Genomic DNA, 20,838 nt, shown 5'->3' with positions numbered 1-20,838 from the left:
TGCCTGAAGGAGCTTGACTGCCGCCTGAGTGAGCTGTTCAGTCCATGAGTAAGCTTTCTGGCCAGCAGACGGCGCGCGGGCCGCCGCTGTGGTTAGCGCAGTACGGCCCGCAGGGAGTTATCCAGCGCGCCGACCAGCCAGTCGATATCGCTTTCCTGAAAAGCCAAAGGCGGACGCAGCTTTAACACGTTGCCGTAAGGCCCGGCCACCGAGGTCAGCACGCGGTTTTCACGCAGCTTTTCGGTGACATCCAGCGCCAGCTGTTTGTCCGGCGTTTTGCTACTCTTGTCTTTGACCAGCTCAAAGCCGATAAACAGCCCCGCGCCGCGCACGTCGCCTACGCATTCGTACTTCTCTTTCAGCGTCAGCAACTCTTTCAGCAGTTTTTCGCCCACGACGCGGCTGTGTTCCTGCAGCTGTTCTTCTTTAATCACCTGTAACACTGCCTGCGCCGCCGCCATCGCCACCGGATTGCCGCCAAACGTATTGAAATAGGGAATATCGTCGCTGAAAGCGGCCAATACGTCGCTTTTCGCCAGCAGTCCGGATACCGGAATGCCGTTGCCCATCGGCTTGCCGGTGGTAACGATATCCGGCACGACGCCGTGCCGCGCAAAGCCCCAGAATGCCTCACCGGTACGGGCAAAGCCGGGCTGCACTTCGTCGGCGATAAAGATGCCGCCGTTGTTGTGCACCACTTCAATCGCCTTTTGCAAAAAGCCTTTCGGGCCGGGCAGCACGCCATCGGAGGAGAAAATCGAGTCGGCAAGGAAGCCGGCGAATTTAATACCGTGTGCGGCCATATCGTCGATCTGCCGCTGGATTTCGTTGGCGAACCAGTCGCCCAAATCCGGCGCGGTGACGCGATAGCGATCGGGCGGCGAAACCAGGCGGGTGGTGGCGGCCAGCGGCTGGCCGGAGCCTAAAGCAGGCGAAACGCCGGAGGTCAGATCGCTGGTGCCGTGATAGGCCTCCTGGCTGACGATAATACCCGTGCCGCCGCTGAAGGCCCGCGCCACGCGGATAGCCAGGTCGTTCGCCTCCGAACCGGTGCACATATACATCGCCCGATCGATTTCGCCGGGCAGCGTCGACAGCAGCGCTTCCGAATAGTCGAGAATGCGCTCATGCAGATAGCGAGTATGGGTATTAAGCTGCTGCATTTGCTGATATACCGCATCAATGACCGCAGGATGGCAGTGGCCGATGCTCGCCACGTTGTTATAGGCATCCAGATATTTTTCTCCGGCGGCATCCCATAGATATTGCCCTTCGCCCCGCACCAGATGCACCGGCTTGCGGTAAAACAGTCGGTAGGATTCGCCCAGCACCCGGCTGCGTTTATCGGTAAGTTTCCGCACGTCGGCGTCCAGACCGGCAGCGTGCTCTGCGCGAAAACTGTTGGTATCCATGATGGTCGAACGTGTAGCCATGATAACTCCCGTTGCGAAAGGATGAAGGCGTGCAGCCGTCTTTTTATAATGACTCCTTTTTGTTTTAATGCAACAAAATACACATATGCAATAAAATACACATGCACGGCGATCGTTTGTCGGTTAGGCTGGTGCCCTTGTCCGGTTAAGGAACGCAATCATGCTTCAGGAATCGCGTCTGCATCGCATTCGCGCGCTGCTGGCTACGCTGGGTCATGTCAGCACCGAGCGCATTATCAAAGAGTTAGGCGTTTCACGCGAAACCGCCAGAAGAGACATTATCGAGCTGGAGGCGCTGGGCGCGGCCCGTCGCGTACACGGCGGGCTGATGTCGCTGACGGCGGAGCCGGAACCGCCGCTGATGGTGCGCAGCGAAGTCCGCGCCAGAGAAAAACGCGCTATTGCGCGTGCCGCCGCGCGGCTGTTAACGCCGGGCCAGACGCTGTTTATCGACGCTGGCAGCACCACCACCATGCTGGCGGAAGAGCTGCGCACCATGTCCGGTCTGACCATCATCACCAACAGCCTGCAGGCGGCGCTAAAACTTTCCGCTGCCGAAGAGGGCGAGCAGCTGAACAACAGCATTATTCTGCTGGGTGGTGCGATGCTGGCCGGTGCGCAGGAAACGCGCGGCGAGCTGACGGTGGCGGAAATTTATCGCTACCGCGCCGACGTGGCGATGCTGTCGCCGACCGGCGTCGACAGCAAAAACGGTGCCAGCAGCTTTCATCCTTACGAAGCGGCCATCGCGCGCGCGATGGTGCATCAGGCGGCGCGATCGATCCTGCTGGCCGATCACAGCAAGCTGGGCGTGAGCAGCCGGATGCAGTATGCCCGGCCTGAACAGATCGCGTTGCTGGTCACCGACAGCGGCGCGGCGGGCGTTCAGGCTTTCGCCTCGCTGGAAACGGTACTGCCGCAGGTGGTGGTGGCGTAACGCTTTAAACAGACCTGCTATCTTTTAAAAAAAGTAGTGTGCAAAAAAGGGCAAATTGATGACTCAGCAGAAAATGACCTGGTGGGAGAAAACTGTCGAATACACTTTTATCCTCCAATTTCAGCGCCATTTAAAATTTCTTTCCCCATTAGAGGATTTCTATGAAAAAGGCGGCGATACAATATTTAACGATAGCAATCGATGGATTTTGATCGAATTTAAAAAAGATGCGAGCAGCGTAAATTCAGAAAAAAGCAAGTTTGGTGCCGACGCTAAAACCGCTGCCGTACGCTATAAAGAGGCGCTAAAAGCGCTTAATGAGCACGACAATCACCATGTCATTATCTACGGACGTATTGGTAAAAATTCAGAAAACTCCTCCGCTATGAAAAATGGTGCACCGTTGGAACTGGTATGTCACACCTATTTTTCTGACAAAGTCAGGACAAATTATCCGGAAATGGTTAATCACGGCAAAAATTATCAGGATTTTTTCAATTATCTTGAGCAGTTTACTGCCTTTAAGTATGACAAGAAATCAGGCAGCAGCGGCCGGGGTCTGACCGCTGCTGTTTATGAACAGGTAGCCTGTATTGATGCCGATGGCAACGTAGCCGCCATGATGAGCAAGGATGACTTCACCAAAGGATATAACCTGACGCCTTCTTACCAACCAAAGCCGCCAGAGCCGGGGTCAAATACTTCTTCTTACACACACTGACTCAACCAGCTATTAACCGCTGCGGATGGGTATAAACCGTGGCGCGGCCCGGCTTGCTGAAGCCGACCAGCGTCAGATTGCTGCGCTGCGCCACCTCAACCGCCAGTTTGGTCGCGGCGGAAACCGCAAAGAGAATTTCCACGCCGCACATGGCGGATTTCTGCACCATCTCGTAGCTGGCGCGGCTGGAAACCAGCACCGCGCCCTGCTGCCAGCTGGCCTGCTGACTGCGCAGGCCGAGCAGCTTATCCAGCGCCACGTGGCGACCTACGTCTTCACAGCCGCCCGCCAGATTGCCGTCTGGCGCTATCCAGGCCGCCGCGTGCGTGCAGCCGGTCAGCTGCCCGACGGGCTGGTAGCTTTTCAGCTGCGACAGCGCGCCGTCCAGCCGATCCAGCGAAAAGGTTTGGCTGAAAGGCAGCGGCTGCACGGGCTTGCCGATTTCCGCCAGCTGCTCCACGCCGCAGACGCCGCAGCCCGTGCGGCCCGCCATTGCCCGGCGCTGCGCTTTCAGCCCCATAAAACGGCGGCTGGACAGCTCTATCTGCACCTCAAGCCCGCCGCAGGAAGGCTGAATATCAATGCCGTAAATATCGCCGGGCGAGCTGATAATCCCTTCGGAGAGGGAAAAACCGATGGCGAATGCCTCGAGATCTTTCGGCGTCGCCATCATCACCACATGCGAAATGCCGTTATACACCAGCGCCACCGGCACCTCATCGGCCAGCCAGTCCTCCTGTGCCGTCTCCAGCGTACCGCGCTGCCAGACCTCAATCTGACTGACGCCGGCCATGCTTTGTTCACCCGCCTTGCTCATTTCACTCACCTGTCTTTCCCGTTGCTCAAGCCGCGCCGCTAATTTTTTCGCCTGTAATTTTGAACCCGCAAGAGAACGACCGCAAAACAATAATCCGCGCAACGGTGTTTTCCGGCGGCAAAAAGCACAAAAAGAAACGGATAACCAACCGCTGCCAGGGCCTCGGGTTGCAACCGGCCTGGTGGACAGCGACGGTCGCAGACCGGAACACGGACATGCCGTAGAGGCTTTTTTGCTGCGTGCAGCAAACCGTCGTGGTTAAAAAACATCCCTTAAATTACGCTTAACAAGGAAGTTGACGAGAGCGGACGCTATAATTTTAGCCATAAGCGCATTTTTCAGGCCGCCGCAGGCGCGCAATACGCGATGCGGCGGCCCTGCTTTACCGGTAAGTTGAGCGTGACAGGAGATTGACCACCGCGCGCCATGCGGGTTTACGCCGCTTTAGAGGCGAAACAGACTATTTGAAGACCGGGTGCCCGACTACCGGGCAAAAAGTGCGGCTAATGCGCGTTCCGCCGACGATATTAGCGCGCCAGATAACAGGAATTCCTGATGACTATTCGCATAATCCCGCAGGATCCGCTGGAGAAAAGCGAAACAAAAATGGCGGAGACGATCCCGCCGTTACTTTTCCCCAGGCTGAAAAATTTGTATGCCCGCCGCGCCGCGAGACTGCGTCAGCTGGCAGAGAAAAATCCGTTGGGCGACTATTTGCGCTTTGCGGCCGTTATCGCCAGCGCGCAGGAGATAGTGCTTTACGATCATCCGCTGCGGCTGGATTTGCAGGCGCGTCTGGCGGAAGCCGCACGCATCGGCAAACCGCCGCTGGATATCAACACGCTGCCCCGCGATCCGCACTGGCAGCGTCTGCTCCATTCGCTGATCGCTGAAATGAAGCCGGAAATGTCCGGTCAGGCGCTGGCGGTACTGGAGAATCTGGAAAAAGCCTCTGCGCCGGAGCTGGAAGCCATGGCTAACGCGCTGTTCGCAAATGACTTTTCACAAATAGCCAGCGACAAATCGCCTTTTGTCTGGGCGGCGCTCTCGCTGTACTGGGCGCAGATGGCGGCGCTGATCCCCGGCCGCGCGCGCGCCGAATATGGCGAACAGCGGCAGTTTTGTCCGGTGTGCGGCAGCGTGCCGGTCTCCGGCGTGGTGCATATGGACCAGCAGGAGGACGGCCTGCGCTATCTGCACTGCAATCTGTGCGAAAGCGAATGGCACGTGGCGCGCGCGCGATGCAGCAACTGTGAGCAAACGCAGGACCTGCACGCCTGGTCGCTGGAAGGCAATCTCGCGTCCATTAAGGCCGAGAGCTGCGGCGACTGCGGCACCTATATGAAACTGCTCTATCAGGCAAAAGATCCGGCCGTAGAAGCGGTTGCCGACGATCTCGCCTCGCTGGTGCTGGATGCGCGAATGGAGCAGGAGGGCTTTTCACGCAGCAGCCTGAATCCATTCCTGTTTCCGGGAGAATAACGTGATAAACAGGCCATTCGGTTTTGAAGGGGAATTCGCGTAATGAAATTAATTGGCAGCTACACCAGTCCTTTTGTACGGAAAATTTCGGTCATTCTGTTGGAAAAAGGCATCACCTTTGAATTTATCAACGAATCGCCCTGGACCGACGAGAGCCACGTTCCGCACTACAATCCGCTGGGTAAAGTCCCGGCGCTGGTGGCTGGGGAAGATACCTGGTACGACTCGCCTATCATCGCCGCTTACCTGGAGCAGCTGGATATCGCCCCGGCGCTGATGCCGCATGATCGGCTGGCGGCGCTGAAGGTACAGCAGCTGGAAGCGCTGGCGGATGGGATCGGCGATGCGGCGGTAATCCTGCTGCGCGAACAGATGAGGCCGCCGGAGCTACAGATGGAGAGCCAGCTGCTGCGCCAGCGCGAAAAAATCGCGCGCGGTCTCGACGCGCTGGAACAAGAGGCGGCCAAAGGCACCACGATCAACGGCGAGGCCATCAACGTGGCGGATATAGCCGTCGCCTGCCTGATAGGCTTCCTGAATTTTCGCCGCGTGATCCCTAACTGGTGCGTGGAACGGCCTGCGCTGGTCAAACTGGCGGAAAAAATGTTCCAGCGGGAAAGCTTCGCCCGCACGGTGCCGCCATCGGCCTGATGGTGACCCCGTTTACCGCCGCCCGGATAACGGCGCCTCCGCCGCGGCGCCTTAGCGCCGGGGCAAGCTGATGGTCATCGTCAGCGCAGGTCATGCCGCACACGGTAAAACTACGCTGCTGCAGGCGCTGACCGGCGCGGCGCTCGATCGGCTGCCGGGTGAAAAGCCTCAGGACAGCACGGTCGATCTCAACTACGCCTGGTGGCCGAGGCCGGATGGACGGATCTTCAGTTTTATCGACGTGCCGGGCCATCAAAAGCACCTCGCTAATATGCTCAGCGGCGTCACCGGCCCGGATCACGCGCTGCTCGCCGTGGCGGCCGATGACGGCATCATGCCGCAAACCCGCGAACATCTGGCGATCCTGCAACTGAGCGGGCAGCCGCCGCTGACCATCGCAATTACCAAAGCCGACCTGGCCAACGCCGCACGCATCAGCGACACCGAGCGGGAAATCCGTACGCTGGCCGCGCTGATGGGCTGGCCGGACGTCACGCTGTTTGTCACCAGCGCGCTGAACGCCACCGGCATCAGCGCCCTTGCCGACCATATCAGCCAGCTGCCACCGCGCGCGATCGCGCCCTGTAAACGCTTTCGCCTGGCTATCGATCGCGCCTTCAGCGTGCCGGGTACGGGCACTGTGGTCACGGGCACCGCGCTGGGCGGCGAGGTTCGCGTCGGTGACAGGCTCTGGCTGACCGGCATGAATAAAAGCGTCCGCGTGCAGGGTCTGCGGGCGCAAAACCAGCCTGCCAGCGTCGCCTGCGGCGGCCAGCGGCTGGCACTTAACCTTGTTGGCGGCGTCGAAAAAAGCGAGCTGTCCCGCGGCGACTGGCTGCTGCAAGAGCCGCCCGCCGTGCTTTCCAGCCGGGTGGTGGTGGCGCTCCAGCCGCTTCAGCCGTTAAAACAGGCGCAGCGGCTGCATATTCATCATGCCGCCAGCCATATCACCGGCAGCGTGACGCCGATGCAGGATAACCTGGCCGAGCTGACGCTGGATAAACCGCTGTGGCTGGCGGATAACGATCGGCTGATCCTGCGCGATATCACGGCCCGGCAAACGCTGGCGGGCGCTCGCGTGGTGCTGTTGATGCAGAAAAAAGGCTGTACGCCACAGCCCGACGCGACGCGCTGGCTACAGCAGCTGGCCAATGCGCAGGACGATGAGGCAACGCTGCGGCTTTTGCTTCAGGCCCGCCCCTGGCGCAAAACGCAGCTGGCCTGGGCACGCCAGCTGACCGCCGAAGGCTTTTCCGCTGCGCTCAGCGCCATTGCGCCGGTTGAAGCGGGCGACTATCTGCTGCTGGCAGAGGTTACCGCAGGATGGCGGCGGCAGGTGCTGGATACGCTGGCGGGCTACCATCGCAAGCACGAAGACAGGCCGGGGCTGGGGCGAAGCCGCCTCAGAAGGATGGCGCTGCCCGGCCTGCCGGAAGCAATCGGGCTGGCGGTTATCGACTTATTGCTGGCCGACGGCGCGCTGGCGTTTCGCTATGGCTGGCTGCGTCTGCCTGCTTTCTCCGTCAGCTTTACGCCAGAAGAGCAGGCGCTGTGGCAGCAGGCCAAACCGCTGCTGGCGCAGGATAGCGGGTGGGTACGCGATATGGCAGCCTGCCTGAACGCCGACGAGGCGCTGATGCGTCTGACGCTGCAAAAAGCCGCCAGCAGCGGCGAAATTGCGGCGATTGTTCACGATCGCTACTACTCCCGCGCGCTGATTGAACGGTTTGCCGACACCATTCGCCAGCGGCATCAGCAGGGGCTTGCCACCCGCGCGGCGGACTTTCGCCGCCTTTTCGCTATGGGCCGCAAGCTGGCGGTGCAGATCCTGGAATTTTTCGACCACAGCGGCTTTACCCATCGTCAGGGCAGCGATCATCTGCTGCGCGACGACAGCATGTTCCCCTAATCCTCCTTTTTCCCTAACGCTTCCCTTATTGATGCGACACAAATTTAGCCCGCTGATTTTGTGGGATAAATAAGCCTGTTTTTTAAACAAAGGGATTTGAGCTTATATGAAAATTTTCAGTAAGCGCCGCTGGCCGTTTATCGCGCTGATTGCTATCGCCACGCTGCTGGTCGTCGCCGGCAGCGCGGTAGTGCTGCACAAAACCAGCGACACTGCTTTTTGCGTTTCCTGCCACAGCATGTCGAGGCCGCTGGCGGAATATCAGGGCAGCATTCACTTCCAGAACCATGCCGGCATCCGCGCGGAATGCGCCGACTGCCACGTTCCCAACGAGCCGCTGGCCTGGATGACGACCAAGCTGGGCGCGAGCAAGGATCTGCTGGGCGAACTGACCGGCAAGCTGGACAGCGAAGAGCAGTACAATGCCCACAAGCTGGCGATGGCGGAGTCGGTATGGCAAAAGATGAAGGCCAGCGATTCTGCGACCTGCCGCAGCTGCCACAGTTTTGCCGCGATGGATATGCTGGGCCAGCGGCCGGAAGCCAGGAAAGCGCACCCTGTCGCGCTGAAAAGCGGCGAAACCTGCATCGACTGCCATCGTGGCGTGGCGCATATCCTGCCCGATATGCGCGCCAGCAACGCTTCCGGCGCCGCTCAGCTAACCGCGCTGGCCGCCGCAGCCAAAACCGATAACCGTCCTCTGTATCCCATCAGCACGCAGCCTTTCACCCTGGCATCCCATGACGGGCCTGCCGCAGGCACGCTGTTTCCGGCGGCGGAGCTGCTGCCGTACCGGCATAAAAATGGCCGTACTGAAGCACAGCTGAAAGGCTGGCAGCAGGATGGCTCGACCGGCGCGATCTACGCGGCCAAAGGCAAACGCATTATCAGCGCCATCGTCGCGCCGGAAGCCGCGCCGCAGATAAAAATCCTCGCCACGGAGGAAGACAGCCAGACGGAAACAAGCTGGCACCGCGTTTCGCTCGATATAGCGGTCGCCAGCGACGCGCTGATCGCCGATCGGGACAAGCTCTGGCAGCAGGCCGCCAGCCTGATGACCGCCAACTGCACGGGCTGCCACGGACTCACCGCGCCCGACCACTACACGGCGAACCAGTGGACGGGGGTGATAAAAGGCATGGCCTCGCGCACTTCGCTGGATACGGAGCAGCTGCGCCTGCTGACGCGCTACGCACAGCAGTACGCCAGCGACATGAAGTCGACCGCACAGGGAGAACACCATGAAAAATAATCGTTTCGGCCTCAGCCGCCGCCACTTTCTCGCCGCAGGCGGCACGCTGCTGGCCGCCGGCTCGCTGGATCTGCTATACGCCCGCTCCGCGCTGGCTCAGGCCATCAGCCAGGCAATGCCGCTGTTTACCGCGCTCAGGCCCGCCAGAAAAGGCATCCTGACCGCCGCTCACTGGGGCGCTTTTGAAGCGCTGGTAGAGAACGGAAAAATGGTCGGCGTACAGCCCGTGGAGGACGATCCCGCGCCCAACGAGCTGATCACCATGGCGCCTTATCAGGTTCACGCTGCCAACCGCATCACCGCGCCGATGGTGCGGCAAAGCTGGCTGGAGCACGGGCCGGGCAGCAATACGGCGCTGCGCGGCCGCGATAAGTGGGTCAGCGTCAGCTGGGAAAAGGCCACCGAGCTGGTCGCCAACGACATCCGCAGGCTACAGCGCGAGCACGGCCCGTCCGCTATTTACGCCGGATCCTACGGCTGGAAAAGCACCGGGATGCTGCACAACTCCCGCGCGCTGCTGCACCGCCTGATGAACCTGGCGGGCGGCTTTCTGGGCTACAGCGGCGATTACTCTACCGGCGCGGCGCAGGTGATTATGTCGCACGTGGTCGGTTCCATGGAGGTTTACGAGCAGCAAACCAGCTGGCCGGTGGTGGTGGAAAGCAGCGAGCTGGTGGTGCTGTGGGGCTGCAATCCGCTGGTAACGCTGAAAAACAGCTGGAACGTGCCGGATCACGTCGGGCTGGAAGGATTTGCGGCGCTGGCCGCCAAAGGCACGCCGGTTATCTGCATCGATCCCGTATTTAGCGACAGCGCCAAAGCGCTGAATGCGGAATGGATCGCGCCGAAAGCCTATACCGACGCCGCGATGATTTTGGGCCTGGCGCATACGCTGCTGGCAGAAAAGCGCCATGACGAAGCTTTTCTTGCCCGCTATACCACGGGTTTTGAAAAGTTTCGCGCCTACCTGCTGGGCGAAAGCGACGGCCTTGTCAAAAGCGCGGAATGGGCCAGCGAGATCTGCGGCATCGCGCCGGCGCAGCTGCGCCAGCTGGCAAGAAGGATGGCAGGTCAGCGCACCATGCTCATGGCCGGCTGGGGCATTCAGCGCCAGCACCGCGGCGAGCAGCCGCACTGGCTGCTGGTAACGCTGGCCGCCATGCTCGGGCAAATCGGCCTGCCGGGCGGCGGTTTCGGCTTCAGCTACCACTACTCTTCCGGCGGCAGCCCAACGGCGCGAGGCGGGATCCTGTCGGGCATCAGCGCGGGCGTCGCGCCTGCCGGTTCGCCGCCGCCGATCCCGGTAGCGCGCATTGCCGACTGCCTTGCCAATCCCGGCAAAACTATCGCTTTTAATGGCAAAGAGGTGACTTATCCCGACGTCAAAATGGTCTACGTCGCGGGGGGCAATCCTTTCCACCACCATCAGGACACCAACAATTTGCTGCTGGCCTGGCAACGCCCGGAAACCATTGTGGTGCAGGATCCTTACTGGACGGCCACCGCCAGACACGCCGATATCGTGCTGCCCTGCACCACCAGCTATGAACGCAACGATATGGATATGGGCGGCGACTATTCGCAGCGCTATCTGTTCCCGATGCGCCAGTGCGTGCCGCCGCAGCACCAGGCGCGCAGCGATTTCGCCATTTTTCAGGCCATTGCGGCCAGGCTCGGCGTCGAACAGGCTTTTACCGAAGGCCGCGATGAAATGCTGTGGCTGAAAAAGCTGTATGACGATATGAAGCAGCAGGCCAGAAACGCCGGCGTCCCGCTGCCGCCGTTCGATTTGTTCTGGCAGTCCAATAACTACATTCGCTTTCCGGTACCGGAAGAGAATAAAAAGTGGGTGCGCTTTGCTGACTATCGCGCCGATCCGCTGTTGAATCCGCTCGGCACGCCCAGCGGGAAAATTGAAATCTTCTCTAAAACTATCGCGGCGATGCACTACGACGACTGCGCGGGCCTGCCGGGCTGGCAGCCGCCGCAGGAGTGGCACGGCAGCCCGCAGGCGCAGCGCTATCCCCTGTCGCTGAATACCGCGCATCCGAGCCATCGACTGCATTCCCAACTGGATAACACGCCGCTGCGGCAAAAATATGCCGTCAGCGATCGCGAAGCGATCCTGATCCATCCGCAGGATGCCGTCACCCGAGGGATCCAGTCCGGCGATCTGGTCAGGGCGTTTAACGATCGGGGTCAGATCCTGGTCGGCGCGCTGGTAACGGAAGCGATCCGTCCCGGCGTAGTGCGCATCAGCGAAGGCGCCTGGTACGATCCCGCCGAGCCTGCCGAACCGAAAACGCTGTGCAGGAACGGCAACGTAAACTGCCTGACCTTCGATATCGGCACCTCACGGCTGGCGCAGGGCAACTGCGGGCAGATGGCGCAGCTGGAGGTGGAGAAATTTACGGGCGCGCCGCCGCCCAATACCGCTCATGCCGTGCCGGAAAGCGCACGCCAGCCGATCAGAAACGCGCGCTGACGCCCAGGTTATAGATAAACTGCTCGCCGGTGCTGAGGCCGCCGGTTTGCGACACCGAGGCGAAGGCCGCCGCGCTGTCGCCCAGCGGCAAGTTTGCGCCGACGGTCACGTCCGCCCAGTTGCTGTCCTGGCGGGCGGTATCGCGCGTGAAGCGGGTCTGCGTTGACTTCAGCCCGCCGCCGGCGCGCCAGACGTTATCGCCAAACTGGTGGTTATAGCTGACCGCCGCCCAGGGATTGATCCCGCCCAGCGTGGCATCCAGCCGCCAGCCCAGCGCGCCAATCTGCGAATGGTAGTTCTGATCGGCGAAGCGCATGGCGGTGCTGCTCTCGCCCCGCTCGCTGTAGCCCTCTACCGAACTGTAATCCAGCGCGTACTGTGCCGTCGGGCCGGTGGTAAGCGACGCGCCCAGCGGAAAATCCCAGCCGGTGGTAATACGCGCGCCGAGCTGTTTACCGTCGGTATCGCCCTTTTCCGTCCGCGTCGCCGGGCCGATGGCAAAATGCCGCTGGATATCGTCATAGCGGGCAAAAGCGTAGTACACATCCGTATTTATCCAGCCGTTGTCCAGAAAAGCGAGCTCGCTCCAGGCCGAAAATAGCCAGCCGCGCAGCTTGTAATCGAAGCGAGATGAAGGATGCTGCGTGTCGTCCGAGCCGGAAACCAGCGCGCCCACCAGCAGTGAATCGGTCAGCTTATAGTCCACGCCCAGCGTCAGGTTATGGGTGGTGGCGTTGCCGTCGCCCGCCGCCAGATTGGCGGCATAGTCGTAATGTTGACCGGCGTAGCCGCCGAACACGTTAAGCGATCCCTGCGGATTGTCGCTGTGGCGCTGCTGCTGCAAGCGACTGTCGAGCGTGGCGCGCGCATCGCGAGAGAGCGCCAGCATCGCCTGATCCAGCGCCACCACCTGCGCGGGCGCGTTCAGCACGGCCTCAATATAATCGGCGATCAGCTGGTGCGTAGCGGGGCCGGGATGCAGACGATCGGCAAACAGCAAAGCCTGCTCGTCGGAAAAACCGGGCGTAGCCGAAGTGCAGACCGCCGCTGAAACGCCGGGCGGGCAGGCCATGCCGGCCGTATTGCTTAAGCCATAGCGCGCCGGGTCACTGAGGATCTCGCTGAAAAGACCGTTGATATCCACGCGCACAATGTTGCCGCCCAGCTGCGCCAGCCGATCGTCTTCCAGCTGGTTATAGCGGTTGGTCAACGCGCTGCCCTGCTCGCTAAGGCTTTGCCACGCGGCAAACAGCCGATCGGCGATAGCCTGCCGCACGGCGGTCACGCTGCTGGCCTCACCGGCGGCGGCGTACAGCGCCTGGTAAATCGCCTGATTGCGGCTGTTCAGATCCGGCGTCGTCTGGCCGTTCAGGGAAGCGAAGGCCGCAGCCAGCGCCGTACCGGCAACGGGCGCCAGGCCGGTCTGGATGACCGCCTCCAGCAGCACCGGCGCCGCACCGATATTGGGCACGGTCGGCACGATAACCGTTCCGGCTCCGGCAGCCAGTAGCTGCTGTACCTGGCCTGCGGCGGCAAAAGCACTGTTGCTGACCAGCCCTGCCGCCTGCTGCGGATTCAGCGCGGCCGCCGCCAGATCGTTGCCGCCGATCCAGTGAATATAGAGGCCGTCGGCATCCGCCTGGCCGCCCCTGGCCGCCAGATAAGCGGCGAGCTGGTTAGCCGTATTGTTGTCGGCATTCAGCAGCGGCAGCGCCACCGCTTCGCCCGCGGCATAGTTGCTGCCGCCGTTATTGGAAGGCTGGAGCGACTGGTCGATTTTTGCGGCCAGAATTTCGTCATAGAGCGGATGTCGGCTGCTGTCCCAGGTATAGCGGCCGTTATTACCGCCATCGCTCAGGCTGTCGCCAAAGACGGTGTAGCTATCCCAGGCCAGCGCCGGAAAAGTCGAGACGGCATAAAAGAGCCACGCGCTTCCGGCAGCGCGCAGGCGCGAATATTTTTTTAGCATGGCGTGACTCCAGAAAGAGCCTGAAAGCGGCGGCATGACGCCGGTTATTTTGTTGCTATCATCGTCAACCTGTCAGATAACTATTGCCTTTCCGGGCATTGCGTCAAGCCTTTTACGTGTATTTTTTAACCGATTCAGATAAGGAACTTTACTTATGCAGCGTTGCGGTTGGGTGACTCAGGATCCGATCTATCTGGCCTATCATGATACGGAATGGGGCGTGCCGATTACCGACGCGCAGGCGCTGTTTGAAATGCTGTGCCTGGAAGGTCAGATGGCCGGCCTTTCCTGGCTGACCGTCTTAAAAAAGCGGGAAAACTACCGGCGGGCGTTCTGCGGTTTCGATCCTGAGCAGGTGGCGTTGATGACGGAAAGCGACCTCGATTGGCTGATGCTGGACAGCGGGCTGATCCGCCATCGCGGCAAGCTTTCCGCTATTGTCGCCAACGCGCGCGCGCTGCTGGCGATGGCGGCGCAGGGCGAGGCCTTTGCTGAGTTTATCTGGCAGTTTGTTGATCGCCAGCCGCAAATCCACCGCTACAGCGACTATCGCGCTGCGCCAACCTTCAGCACCGTTTCCGATGCCCTTTCTAAAGCGCTAAAAAAGCGCGGCTTTAAATTTGTCGGCACCACTACCTGTTATTCGTTTATGCAGGCCTGCGGGCTGATTAGCGACCACACGACCAGCTGTTTCTGTCATCCGGATAACCTCAGGTAGCGTCTCTTTACAAATTTAGGAAGACAACACGGTTTTTTTTCGGCGCGGGGTCGGCATAATCGCTTCTTTTCAGGCTATTTTCGCCAGTCGCTGTTCAGGAAACGCTATCCATGAAAAAACGTTTTGTTACTCTTGCTCTGGTTTTGAGCGGTACCATCGCCCTGTCGGGCTGCACCACGAATCCTTACACCGGCGAACGCCAGGCGGGTAAAGCCGGTATCGGCGCGGGCCTGGGCGCCGCGCTGGGCGCAGGCGTCGGCGTGCTCTCCTCTTCCAAAAAAGATCGCGGCAAAGGCGCGCTGATTGGCGCAGCGGCAGGCGCGGCGCTGGGCGGCGGCGCGGGCTACTATATGGACGTGCAGGAAACCAAGCTGCGTGAAAAAATGCGCGGCACCGGCGTCAGCGTGACGCGTGAAGGCAACAATATCGTGCTGAACATGCCGAACAGCGTCACCTTCGACAGCAGCAGCAGCTCGCTGAAGCCTGCGGGTGCCAACACGCTGACCGGCGTGGCAATGGTGCTGAAAGAGTATCCAAAAACCGCCGTTAACATCGTCGGCTATACCGACAGCACCGGCAGCCGCCAGCTGAACATGAACCTGTCGCAGCAGCGCGCCGACAGCGTAGCCAGCTCGCTGATCACCCAGGGCGTGGCGACCAATCGCATTCGCACCGGCGGCATGGGGCCGGACAACCCGGTCGCGACCAACAGCACGGCCGCAGGTAAAGCGCAGAACCGTCGCGTGGAAATCACCCTCAGCCCGCTGCAGTAATCCCGCCAGCCGGACAATCTTTGTCCGGCTGTTTCCCTGCCCAACCGCCTGACTGTGGGCGAGACCGCCCTTATGCTTTATGATGGCCGGATCCGCTTTCCGCCATTACCCGCTATCTTAAGATTTAAGCCCGTGATGGCTGCTTTCATTTTTACTCGTTCAAGGATCGCTATGAACCGCAAGGCCGCACGCGCGACAATCAGCGACGTTGCCAGAAAAGCCCATACGGGCAAAACCAGCGTTTCTCGCTATCTCAACGGCGAGCAGCACCTTCTGTCCGCCGATTTAAAGCAGCGGATTGAAACCGCCATTGCCGAACTTAACTATCGACCCAGCCAGATGGCGCGTGGCCTGAAGCGCGGGCGCACCCGCTTAATCGGCCTGATTATCGCGGATATTACCAATCCTTACTCCGTTGATGTGATGTGCGGCATTGAGGCGGCCTGCCGCGCGCAGGGCTTTACGCTGCTGATGTGCAACACCAATAACGAGGTGGACCAGGAGCAGCACTATCTGAATCTGCTCAGCAGCTATCAGGTGGAAGGGATCGTGGTTAACGCCGTGGGGATGCGCGAGGAAGCGCTGAGCCATCTCCAGCAGTCGCTGCTGCCGATGGTGCTGATTGACCGTAAGATCCCTGATTTCGCCTGCGACGTGGTAGGGCTGAATAACCACGAGGCCGCCGCCCAGGTCACAACGCATCTGCTTGAAGAAGCCTTTGACGCCATTCTGTTTGTTACCGAGCCATTGGGCACCGTCAATACCCGCCACGAGCGCCTCAAGGCGTTCCGGGAAACGATGGCGCAGCATCCGCAGCGCGAGGCCGAACAGGCTGAGGTCGCCTTAAACGACAGCGCGCGACTGGATGGCATCCTGCAAGATTTTTATCAGCGCCATCGCCACCAGCGCTGCGCCGTATTGGCCGTTAATGGCGCGCTGACGCTGCAAATCGCGCGCAGCTTCAAACGCCTGGATCTGCGCTGGGGCGAAGATTTAGGGCTGCTGGGCTTTGACGAGCTGGTCTGGTCGGAACTGGCGGGCGGCGGCATCACTACGCTGAAACAGCCTACTTGGCAGATTGGCTATGCGGCGCTGGAGCAGGTTATCCGCCGTATTGAAGGTGACGAAGCGCCGCCGTGCGAGCAGCTCTACTCCGGCGAGTTGATTATCCGCAGTTCCACGAAGTTCGCCTGATTTCCCTTCTTTTCACCGTATTAACGCAGCGGTCGGCTTGACCCGCTTCGTTCTGACGCTTTTCCAGTAAATTTCCAAATAATTGTCCACATCGTGAGCGCGATCATAAAACCGCGCTCCGCCCCTTTCGGTTGGAACCGGTTCCAGTTAACGTTTTTGTAACGTCAGGGCCACCGCCCGGAGGAAAAGATGAAACCTGAAATTATTGTAGTGACCGCCGCCTATGGCCGCGATCGGATCGGCGAACTCGGCGGTCAGCAGGCCGTGGTGCCGATTGTCGCCGCCGCCGGCGCAGACGGCATTGAGATCCGCCGCGAGCTGTGCAGCGAAGCGGAAATCCAGCAGCTGCCCGCGTTGGGCAAGGCAATCAGTGATGCCGGGCTGACGGCGTTCTACTCGGTCCCGGAAGCGCTTTATACTGAAGAGGGTGCGCTGAATCCTCGGCTGGCAAGCCACCTCAACGAGGCGCAGCAGTTAAACGCTCGCCTGATAAAATATTCATTAGGCCATTATCAGCCCGGTTCGGACGGCTCGCCGCTGCGCGACGGGCTGCCGTTAACGCTGGTGGTGGAAAACGATCAGACCGACTGCGGCACGCTTGCCGCCCTCAACGGCTATTTTTCTGACAACGCGCCTGTTGGGATGACGTTTGATATGGGCAACTGGCTATGGGTGGGCGACGACCCCATCCGGGCAGCGGGAAAGCTGGCGTCTTTCGTCAGCTACGTGCACGTCAAAGCCGCTGCGCCGACCACTGACGGCTGGCGCGCCATCGCGCTGGACGAGGCTGATAATCTGTGGCGGGAAACGCTGGCGCTGCTGCCCTCCGACGTGCCGCGCGGTATTGAGTTCCCGCTGGAAGGCGACGACCTGGTGGCCGTCACCCGTCACTATGTAGATTTGCTGCGAGAGGTATAAATCATGACCCTTCATGAAAACGGCACGCTGGATGCGGTGACCATCGGCGAAGCGATGGCGATGTTTATCGCCAGCGACACCGGCGATCTGGCGGCGGCGGAGCATTTTACCAAACGTATCGCCGGGGCCGAGCTGAACGTCGCTATCGGCCTGGCTCGCCTGGGCCTGAAGGTAGGCTGGGTCAGCCGCGTCGGCGATGATTCCTTTGGCCGCTTTACGCGCCAGCAGCTGGAAAAAGAGGGCGTCGACAGCCGTCAGGTGACCACCGATGCTCGCTATCCTACTGGTTTCCAGCTGAAATCCCGCGTGGAAGACGGCTCCGATCCGCTGGTGGAATATTTCCGTAAAGGCTCTGCGGCCAGCCATCTGTCGGTTGAGGATTTCAACCGCGACTATTTTGGCGCAGCGCGCCACCTGCATCTGAGCGGCGTGGCGGCGGCCATCTCCGACAGTTCGCTGGCGCTGTCAAAGCATGCGGCGCAGGAGATGAAGCGGATGGGCAAAACCATCTCCTTCGATCCGAACCTGCGTCCCGTGCTGTGGTCAAGCGAGCGCGAAATGGCTACCCAGCTCAACGCGCTGGCGGGCTTTGCCGACTGGGTTTTGCCAGGCATCAGCGAAGGCAAAATCCTGACCGGCTACGACCAGCCGGAAGCGATCGCCGATTTTTATCTGGCGATGGGCGTCAAAGCGGTCATCATTAAAACGGGCTGCGAAGGCGCCTGGTATAAAACCGCCGAGGGCGAAAAAGGCCAGGTCGACGCGATCAGAACCGCTAACGTGGTGGATACCGTTGGCGCGGGCGACGGCTTTGCCGTTGGCGTCATCAGCGCGCTGCTGGAAGGGAAAACCCTGCCGCAGGCGATTAAGCGCGGCAACCGCATCGGCTCGCTGGCTATCCAGGTCAGCGGCGACAGCGAAGGCTTGCCCACGCGCGAAACGCTCGGCGATTTTTAAACAGCGGGCGACACGAACCGGACCAGGCTTCTAACCGAACCATAATGAGCCGCACCCACCCTACAATGCAGAGTGCGGCCACCTCCAACAGAGGAAGCAGACGATGAATAAGCAGACAATCGCGCCTAAACGCTGGTGGTACATCATGCCCATCGTGTTTATCACCTACAGCCTGGCGTATCTCGACAGGGCCAATTTCAGCTTTGCCTCGGCCGCCGGCATCAATGAAGATCTGGGCATCACGCACGGCATGTCGTCGCTGCTGGGCGCCCTGTTCTTTCTTGGCTATTTCTTTTTCCAGATCCCCGGCGCGGTGTACGCCGAACGCCGCAGCGTAAAAAAACTGGTTTTCGTCTGCCTGGTGCTGTGGGGCATTTGCGCCTCGCTGACCGGCATGGTCAGTAATATCCCGATGCTGGCGGCTATCCGCTTTGTGCTGGGCGTGGTGGAAGCGGCCGTGATGCCGGCCATGCTGATCTATATCAGCAACTGGTTTACCAAATCGGAGCGCTCCCGCGCCAATACCTTCCTGATCCTGGGCAACCCGGTCACGGTGCTGTGGATGTCCGTGGTTTCCGGCTATCTGATCAATGCCTTCGGCTGGCGCGAAATGTTTATTTTTGAGGGCATTCCGGCGGTGATCTGGGCCGTGGCCTGGTGGTTTATGGTGCAGGATAAGCCCGCTCAGGCGAAATGGCTGAGCGAAGAGGAAAAAGCGGCGCTGGCGGCACAGCTGCAAAAAGAGCAGGAAAACATCAAGGCGGTGCGCAATTACAGCGAGGCGTTCCGCTCGCGCAATGTCATTATCCTTTGCATTCAGTATTTTACCTGGAGCATCGGCGTCTATGGCTTTGTGCTGTGGCTGCCTTCTATCCTGCGCAACGGGATGCAGATGGGCATGGTGGAAGCGGGCTGGCTCTCTGCGGTGCCTTACCTGGCCGCCACCGTGGCGATGATCCTGGCTTCCTGGGCTTCCGACAAGCTGCAAAACCGTAAACTCTTTGTCTGGCCGCTGCTGTTAATTGGCGCGCTGGCGTTTTTAGGTTCATATCTTGTAGGGGCGAATAATTTCTGGCTGTCGTTCAGCCTGCTGGTGGTGGCCGGTGCCGCGATGTACGCGCCTTATGGCCCGTTCTTCGCCATTATCCCGGAAATGCTGCCGCGTAACGTAGCGGGCGGCGCAATGGCGCTGATTAACGCGATGGGCGCGCTAGGCTCTTTCCTGGGCTCCTGGGTCGTGGGTTATTTGAACGGCGCGACGGGCAGCCCTTCCGCTTCGTATATCTTTATGGGGGTATCGCTGCTTATCTCGGTCTGGCTGACGCTGATCGTAAAGCCAGCAGCCAATAAGCAACCCCCGATGCCGCATGGCGCTAAACACGCTTAACGGTGCGGGCCGCCTGGCCCGTGCCTTAAAGAAACAGGGAGACAAGCATGAAACCATCCGTGGTGCTGTATAAGAAGCTGCCGCAGGATCTGCGTTCGCAGCTCGACGAGCATTTTAACGTTACCGAAATCAACGGCCTGACCCCGGAAACCCTTAGCCAACACGCGGAGGTCTTTCAGCAGGCCGAAGGTATTTTAGGCTCCGGCGGCAAAGTGGACGCTGAGTTCCTGAAAAAAGCGCCGAAGCTGCGCGTCGCCTCTTCCGTTTCCGTGGGCGTGGACAACTTTGATATTCCCGCGCTGAGCGAACGCGGCGTGCTGTTGATGCACACCCCGACCGTGCTGACGGAAACCGTCGCCGATACCATGATGGCGCTGGTGCTGACCAGCGCGCGTCGCGTGGTGGAATCCGCCGAGCGCGTGAAAAAAGGTGAGTGGCAGGGCAGCATCGGCGCGGACTGGTTCGGCATTGACGTGCACCATAAAAAAATGGGCATCCTGGGCATGGGTCGTATCGGACTGGCGCTGGCGCAGCGCGCGCACCTGGGCTTCAGCATGCCGATCCTTTACAACGCTCGTAAGCACCACGAAGAGGCGGAGCAGCGTTTCGACGCGCAATACTGCGATCTGGATACGCTGCTGAAAGAGTCCGATTTCCTGTGCATCAGCCTGCCGCTGACTGAACAAACGCATCACCTGATCGGCCGCGAGGAGCTGGCGAAAATGAAGCCTTCCGCCGTGCTGATCAATGCCGGACGCGGCCCGGTTATCGATGAAGAAGCGCTGATCGCCGCGCTGCAAGAGGGCACTATCCACGCCGCCGGTCTGGACGTGTTTGAGAAAGAGCCGCTGCCAAAGGATTCGCCTTTGCTGACGCTGCCTAACGTGGTGGCGCTGCCGCATATTGGCTCTGCGACGCATGAAACCCGTTACGGCATGGCAAAAGACGCGGTGGAAAATCTGATTGCCGCCCTGAACGGTAAAGTGGACAAGAACTGCGTTAATCCTGAAGTAGCAAAATAATTTTCTGTGCCGATGCGCTTTGCGTGTCGGCACGTTTTTCAGCGCCCTGCCGACCTCTTTATCCCGCAAAAATTCCCTTCTTAGCCTAAACAGGCGCTAAACAAATAGCCTGTTCGTTCCTGAACGCCTCAGTGCCCTGTTGTTATTTAGTTGATCCACTCAGGTAACCATAAGCTAAATCATTATTTAATTAAGATGATATAAAATGAGATC

Annotated in this window: 17 protein-coding genes; 14 read left to right on the top strand and 3 right to left on the bottom strand. The window is 60.0% G+C overall.

The features are described 5' to 3' along the window. Nucleotides 1–92 precede the first annotated feature (92 nt). Complete coding sequence (locus tag QZH36_RS15210) at nucleotides 93–1,433, bottom strand: aspartate aminotransferase family protein (protein ID WP_301730576.1); 1,341 nt, start codon at nucleotides 1,431–1,433, stop codon at nucleotides 93–95. A 160-nt stretch (nucleotides 1,434–1,593) separates the two neighbouring features. On the opposite strand from QZH36_RS15210, the gene QZH36_RS15205 reads away from it, so the two are divergent. Continuing rightward, nucleotides 1,594–2,370, top strand: a complete 777-nt coding sequence (locus QZH36_RS15205; RefSeq protein WP_301730575.1) for a DeoR/GlpR family DNA-binding transcription regulator — start codon at nucleotides 1,594–1,596, stop codon at nucleotides 2,368–2,370. A 58-nt stretch (nucleotides 2,371–2,428) separates the two neighbouring features. Then, nucleotides 2,429–3,091 (top strand): hypothetical protein, encoded by a 663-nt coding sequence (locus QZH36_RS15200; RefSeq protein ID WP_301730574.1) that lies wholly within the window; start codon nucleotides 2,429–2,431, stop codon nucleotides 3,089–3,091. Nucleotide 3,092: 1 nt separating this feature from the next. Here QZH36_RS15200 and fdhD read toward each other — a convergent pair whose 3' ends face one another. Next, nucleotides 3,093–3,908 (bottom strand): formate dehydrogenase accessory sulfurtransferase FdhD, encoded by an 816-nt coding sequence (fdhD, locus tag QZH36_RS15195; RefSeq protein ID WP_301730573.1) that lies wholly within the window; start codon nucleotides 3,906–3,908, stop codon nucleotides 3,093–3,095. Nucleotides 3,909–4,463: 555 nt separating this feature from the next. Here fdhD and fdhE point away from each other — a divergent pair. The 5 genes from fdhE to torA all read left to right on the top strand — a co-directional run bounded on the left by fdhE (nucleotide 4,464) and on the right by torA (nucleotide 11,687). Then, nucleotides 4,464–5,390, top strand: coding sequence for a formate dehydrogenase accessory protein FdhE (fdhE, locus tag QZH36_RS15190; RefSeq protein WP_253456717.1), 927 nt, complete (start codon nucleotides 4,464–4,466; stop codon nucleotides 5,388–5,390). A 42-nt stretch (nucleotides 5,391–5,432) separates the two neighbouring features. Further along, a complete protein-coding gene (locus QZH36_RS15185) occupies nucleotides 5,433–6,041 on the top strand; it encodes a glutathione S-transferase (protein ID WP_301251558.1) in 609 nt (202 codons plus the stop codon). Nucleotides 6,042–6,111: 70 nt separating this feature from the next. Beyond that, on the top strand, nucleotides 6,112–7,950 hold the full coding sequence (gene selB / locus QZH36_RS15180) for a selenocysteine-specific translation elongation factor (protein ID WP_301730572.1): 1,839 nt from the start codon (nucleotides 6,112–6,114) through the stop codon (nucleotides 7,948–7,950). Nucleotides 7,951–8,056: 106 nt separating this feature from the next. Further along, a complete protein-coding gene (locus QZH36_RS15175) occupies nucleotides 8,057–9,202 on the top strand; it encodes a NapC/NirT family cytochrome c (protein WP_301730571.1) in 1,146 nt (381 codons plus the stop codon). Then, complete coding sequence (gene torA, locus QZH36_RS15170; RefSeq protein WP_301730570.1) at nucleotides 9,192–11,687, top strand: trimethylamine-N-oxide reductase TorA; 2,496 nt, start codon at nucleotides 9,192–9,194, stop codon at nucleotides 11,685–11,687. The genes QZH36_RS15175 and torA overlap by 11 nt, the downstream gene beginning before the upstream one ends. Here the strand turns inward: torA and QZH36_RS15165 are convergent. Continuing rightward, nucleotides 11,671–13,656 (bottom strand): autotransporter outer membrane beta-barrel domain-containing protein, encoded by a 1,986-nt coding sequence (locus QZH36_RS15165; protein WP_301730569.1) that lies wholly within the window; start codon nucleotides 13,654–13,656, stop codon nucleotides 11,671–11,673. The two genes, torA and QZH36_RS15165, sit on opposite strands and share 17 nt — an antisense overlap. Before the next feature lie 154 nt (nucleotides 13,657–13,810). Here QZH36_RS15165 and QZH36_RS15160 point away from each other — a divergent pair, with 154 nt between their 5' ends. The 7 genes from QZH36_RS15160 (at nucleotide 13,811) to ghrB (ending at nucleotide 20,625) form a co-directional block, all read left to right on the top strand. Beyond that, nucleotides 13,811–14,374, top strand: coding sequence for a DNA-3-methyladenine glycosylase I (locus QZH36_RS15160; protein WP_253456737.1), 564 nt, complete (start codon nucleotides 13,811–13,813; stop codon nucleotides 14,372–14,374). A gap of 110 nt (nucleotides 14,375–14,484) precedes the next feature. Further along, nucleotides 14,485–15,147 (top strand): OmpA family lipoprotein, encoded by a 663-nt coding sequence (locus QZH36_RS15155; protein ID WP_253456740.1) that lies wholly within the window; start codon nucleotides 14,485–14,487, stop codon nucleotides 15,145–15,147. A gap of 171 nt (nucleotides 15,148–15,318) precedes the next feature. Continuing rightward, on the top strand, nucleotides 15,319–16,341 hold the full coding sequence (locus QZH36_RS15150) for a LacI family DNA-binding transcriptional regulator (protein ID WP_253456743.1): 1,023 nt from the start codon (nucleotides 15,319–15,321) through the stop codon (nucleotides 16,339–16,341). A gap of 189 nt (nucleotides 16,342–16,530) precedes the next feature. After that, nucleotides 16,531–17,259 (top strand): sugar phosphate isomerase/epimerase family protein, encoded by a 729-nt coding sequence (locus QZH36_RS15145; protein ID WP_301730568.1) that lies wholly within the window; start codon nucleotides 16,531–16,533, stop codon nucleotides 17,257–17,259. Nucleotides 17,260–17,262: 3 nt separating this feature from the next. Continuing rightward, the gene (locus QZH36_RS15140; protein ID WP_301251568.1) at nucleotides 17,263–18,216 is read left to right on the top strand and encodes a sugar kinase; all 954 of its coding nucleotides are present in this window, start codon (nucleotides 17,263–17,265) and stop codon (nucleotides 18,214–18,216) included. 103 nt (nucleotides 18,217–18,319) lie between these two features. After that, nucleotides 18,320–19,603 (top strand): MFS transporter, encoded by a 1,284-nt coding sequence (locus QZH36_RS15135; protein WP_301251569.1) that lies wholly within the window; start codon nucleotides 18,320–18,322, stop codon nucleotides 19,601–19,603. Nucleotides 19,604–19,650: 47 nt separating this feature from the next. Beyond that, on the top strand, nucleotides 19,651–20,625 hold the full coding sequence (gene ghrB / locus QZH36_RS15130) for a glyoxylate/hydroxypyruvate reductase GhrB (RefSeq protein WP_301730567.1): 975 nt from the start codon (nucleotides 19,651–19,653) through the stop codon (nucleotides 20,623–20,625). The last annotated feature ends 213 nt before the right edge of the window (nucleotides 20,626–20,838 follow it).

The organism is Erwinia wuhanensis (assembly GCF_030484085.1).
Lineage (GTDB): Bacteria > Pseudomonadota > Gammaproteobacteria > Enterobacterales > Enterobacteriaceae > Erwinia > Erwinia aeris.
The sequence above is the reverse complement of the archived record's forward strand: the minus strand, read 5'-3'. Positions and strand labels throughout refer to the sequence as shown.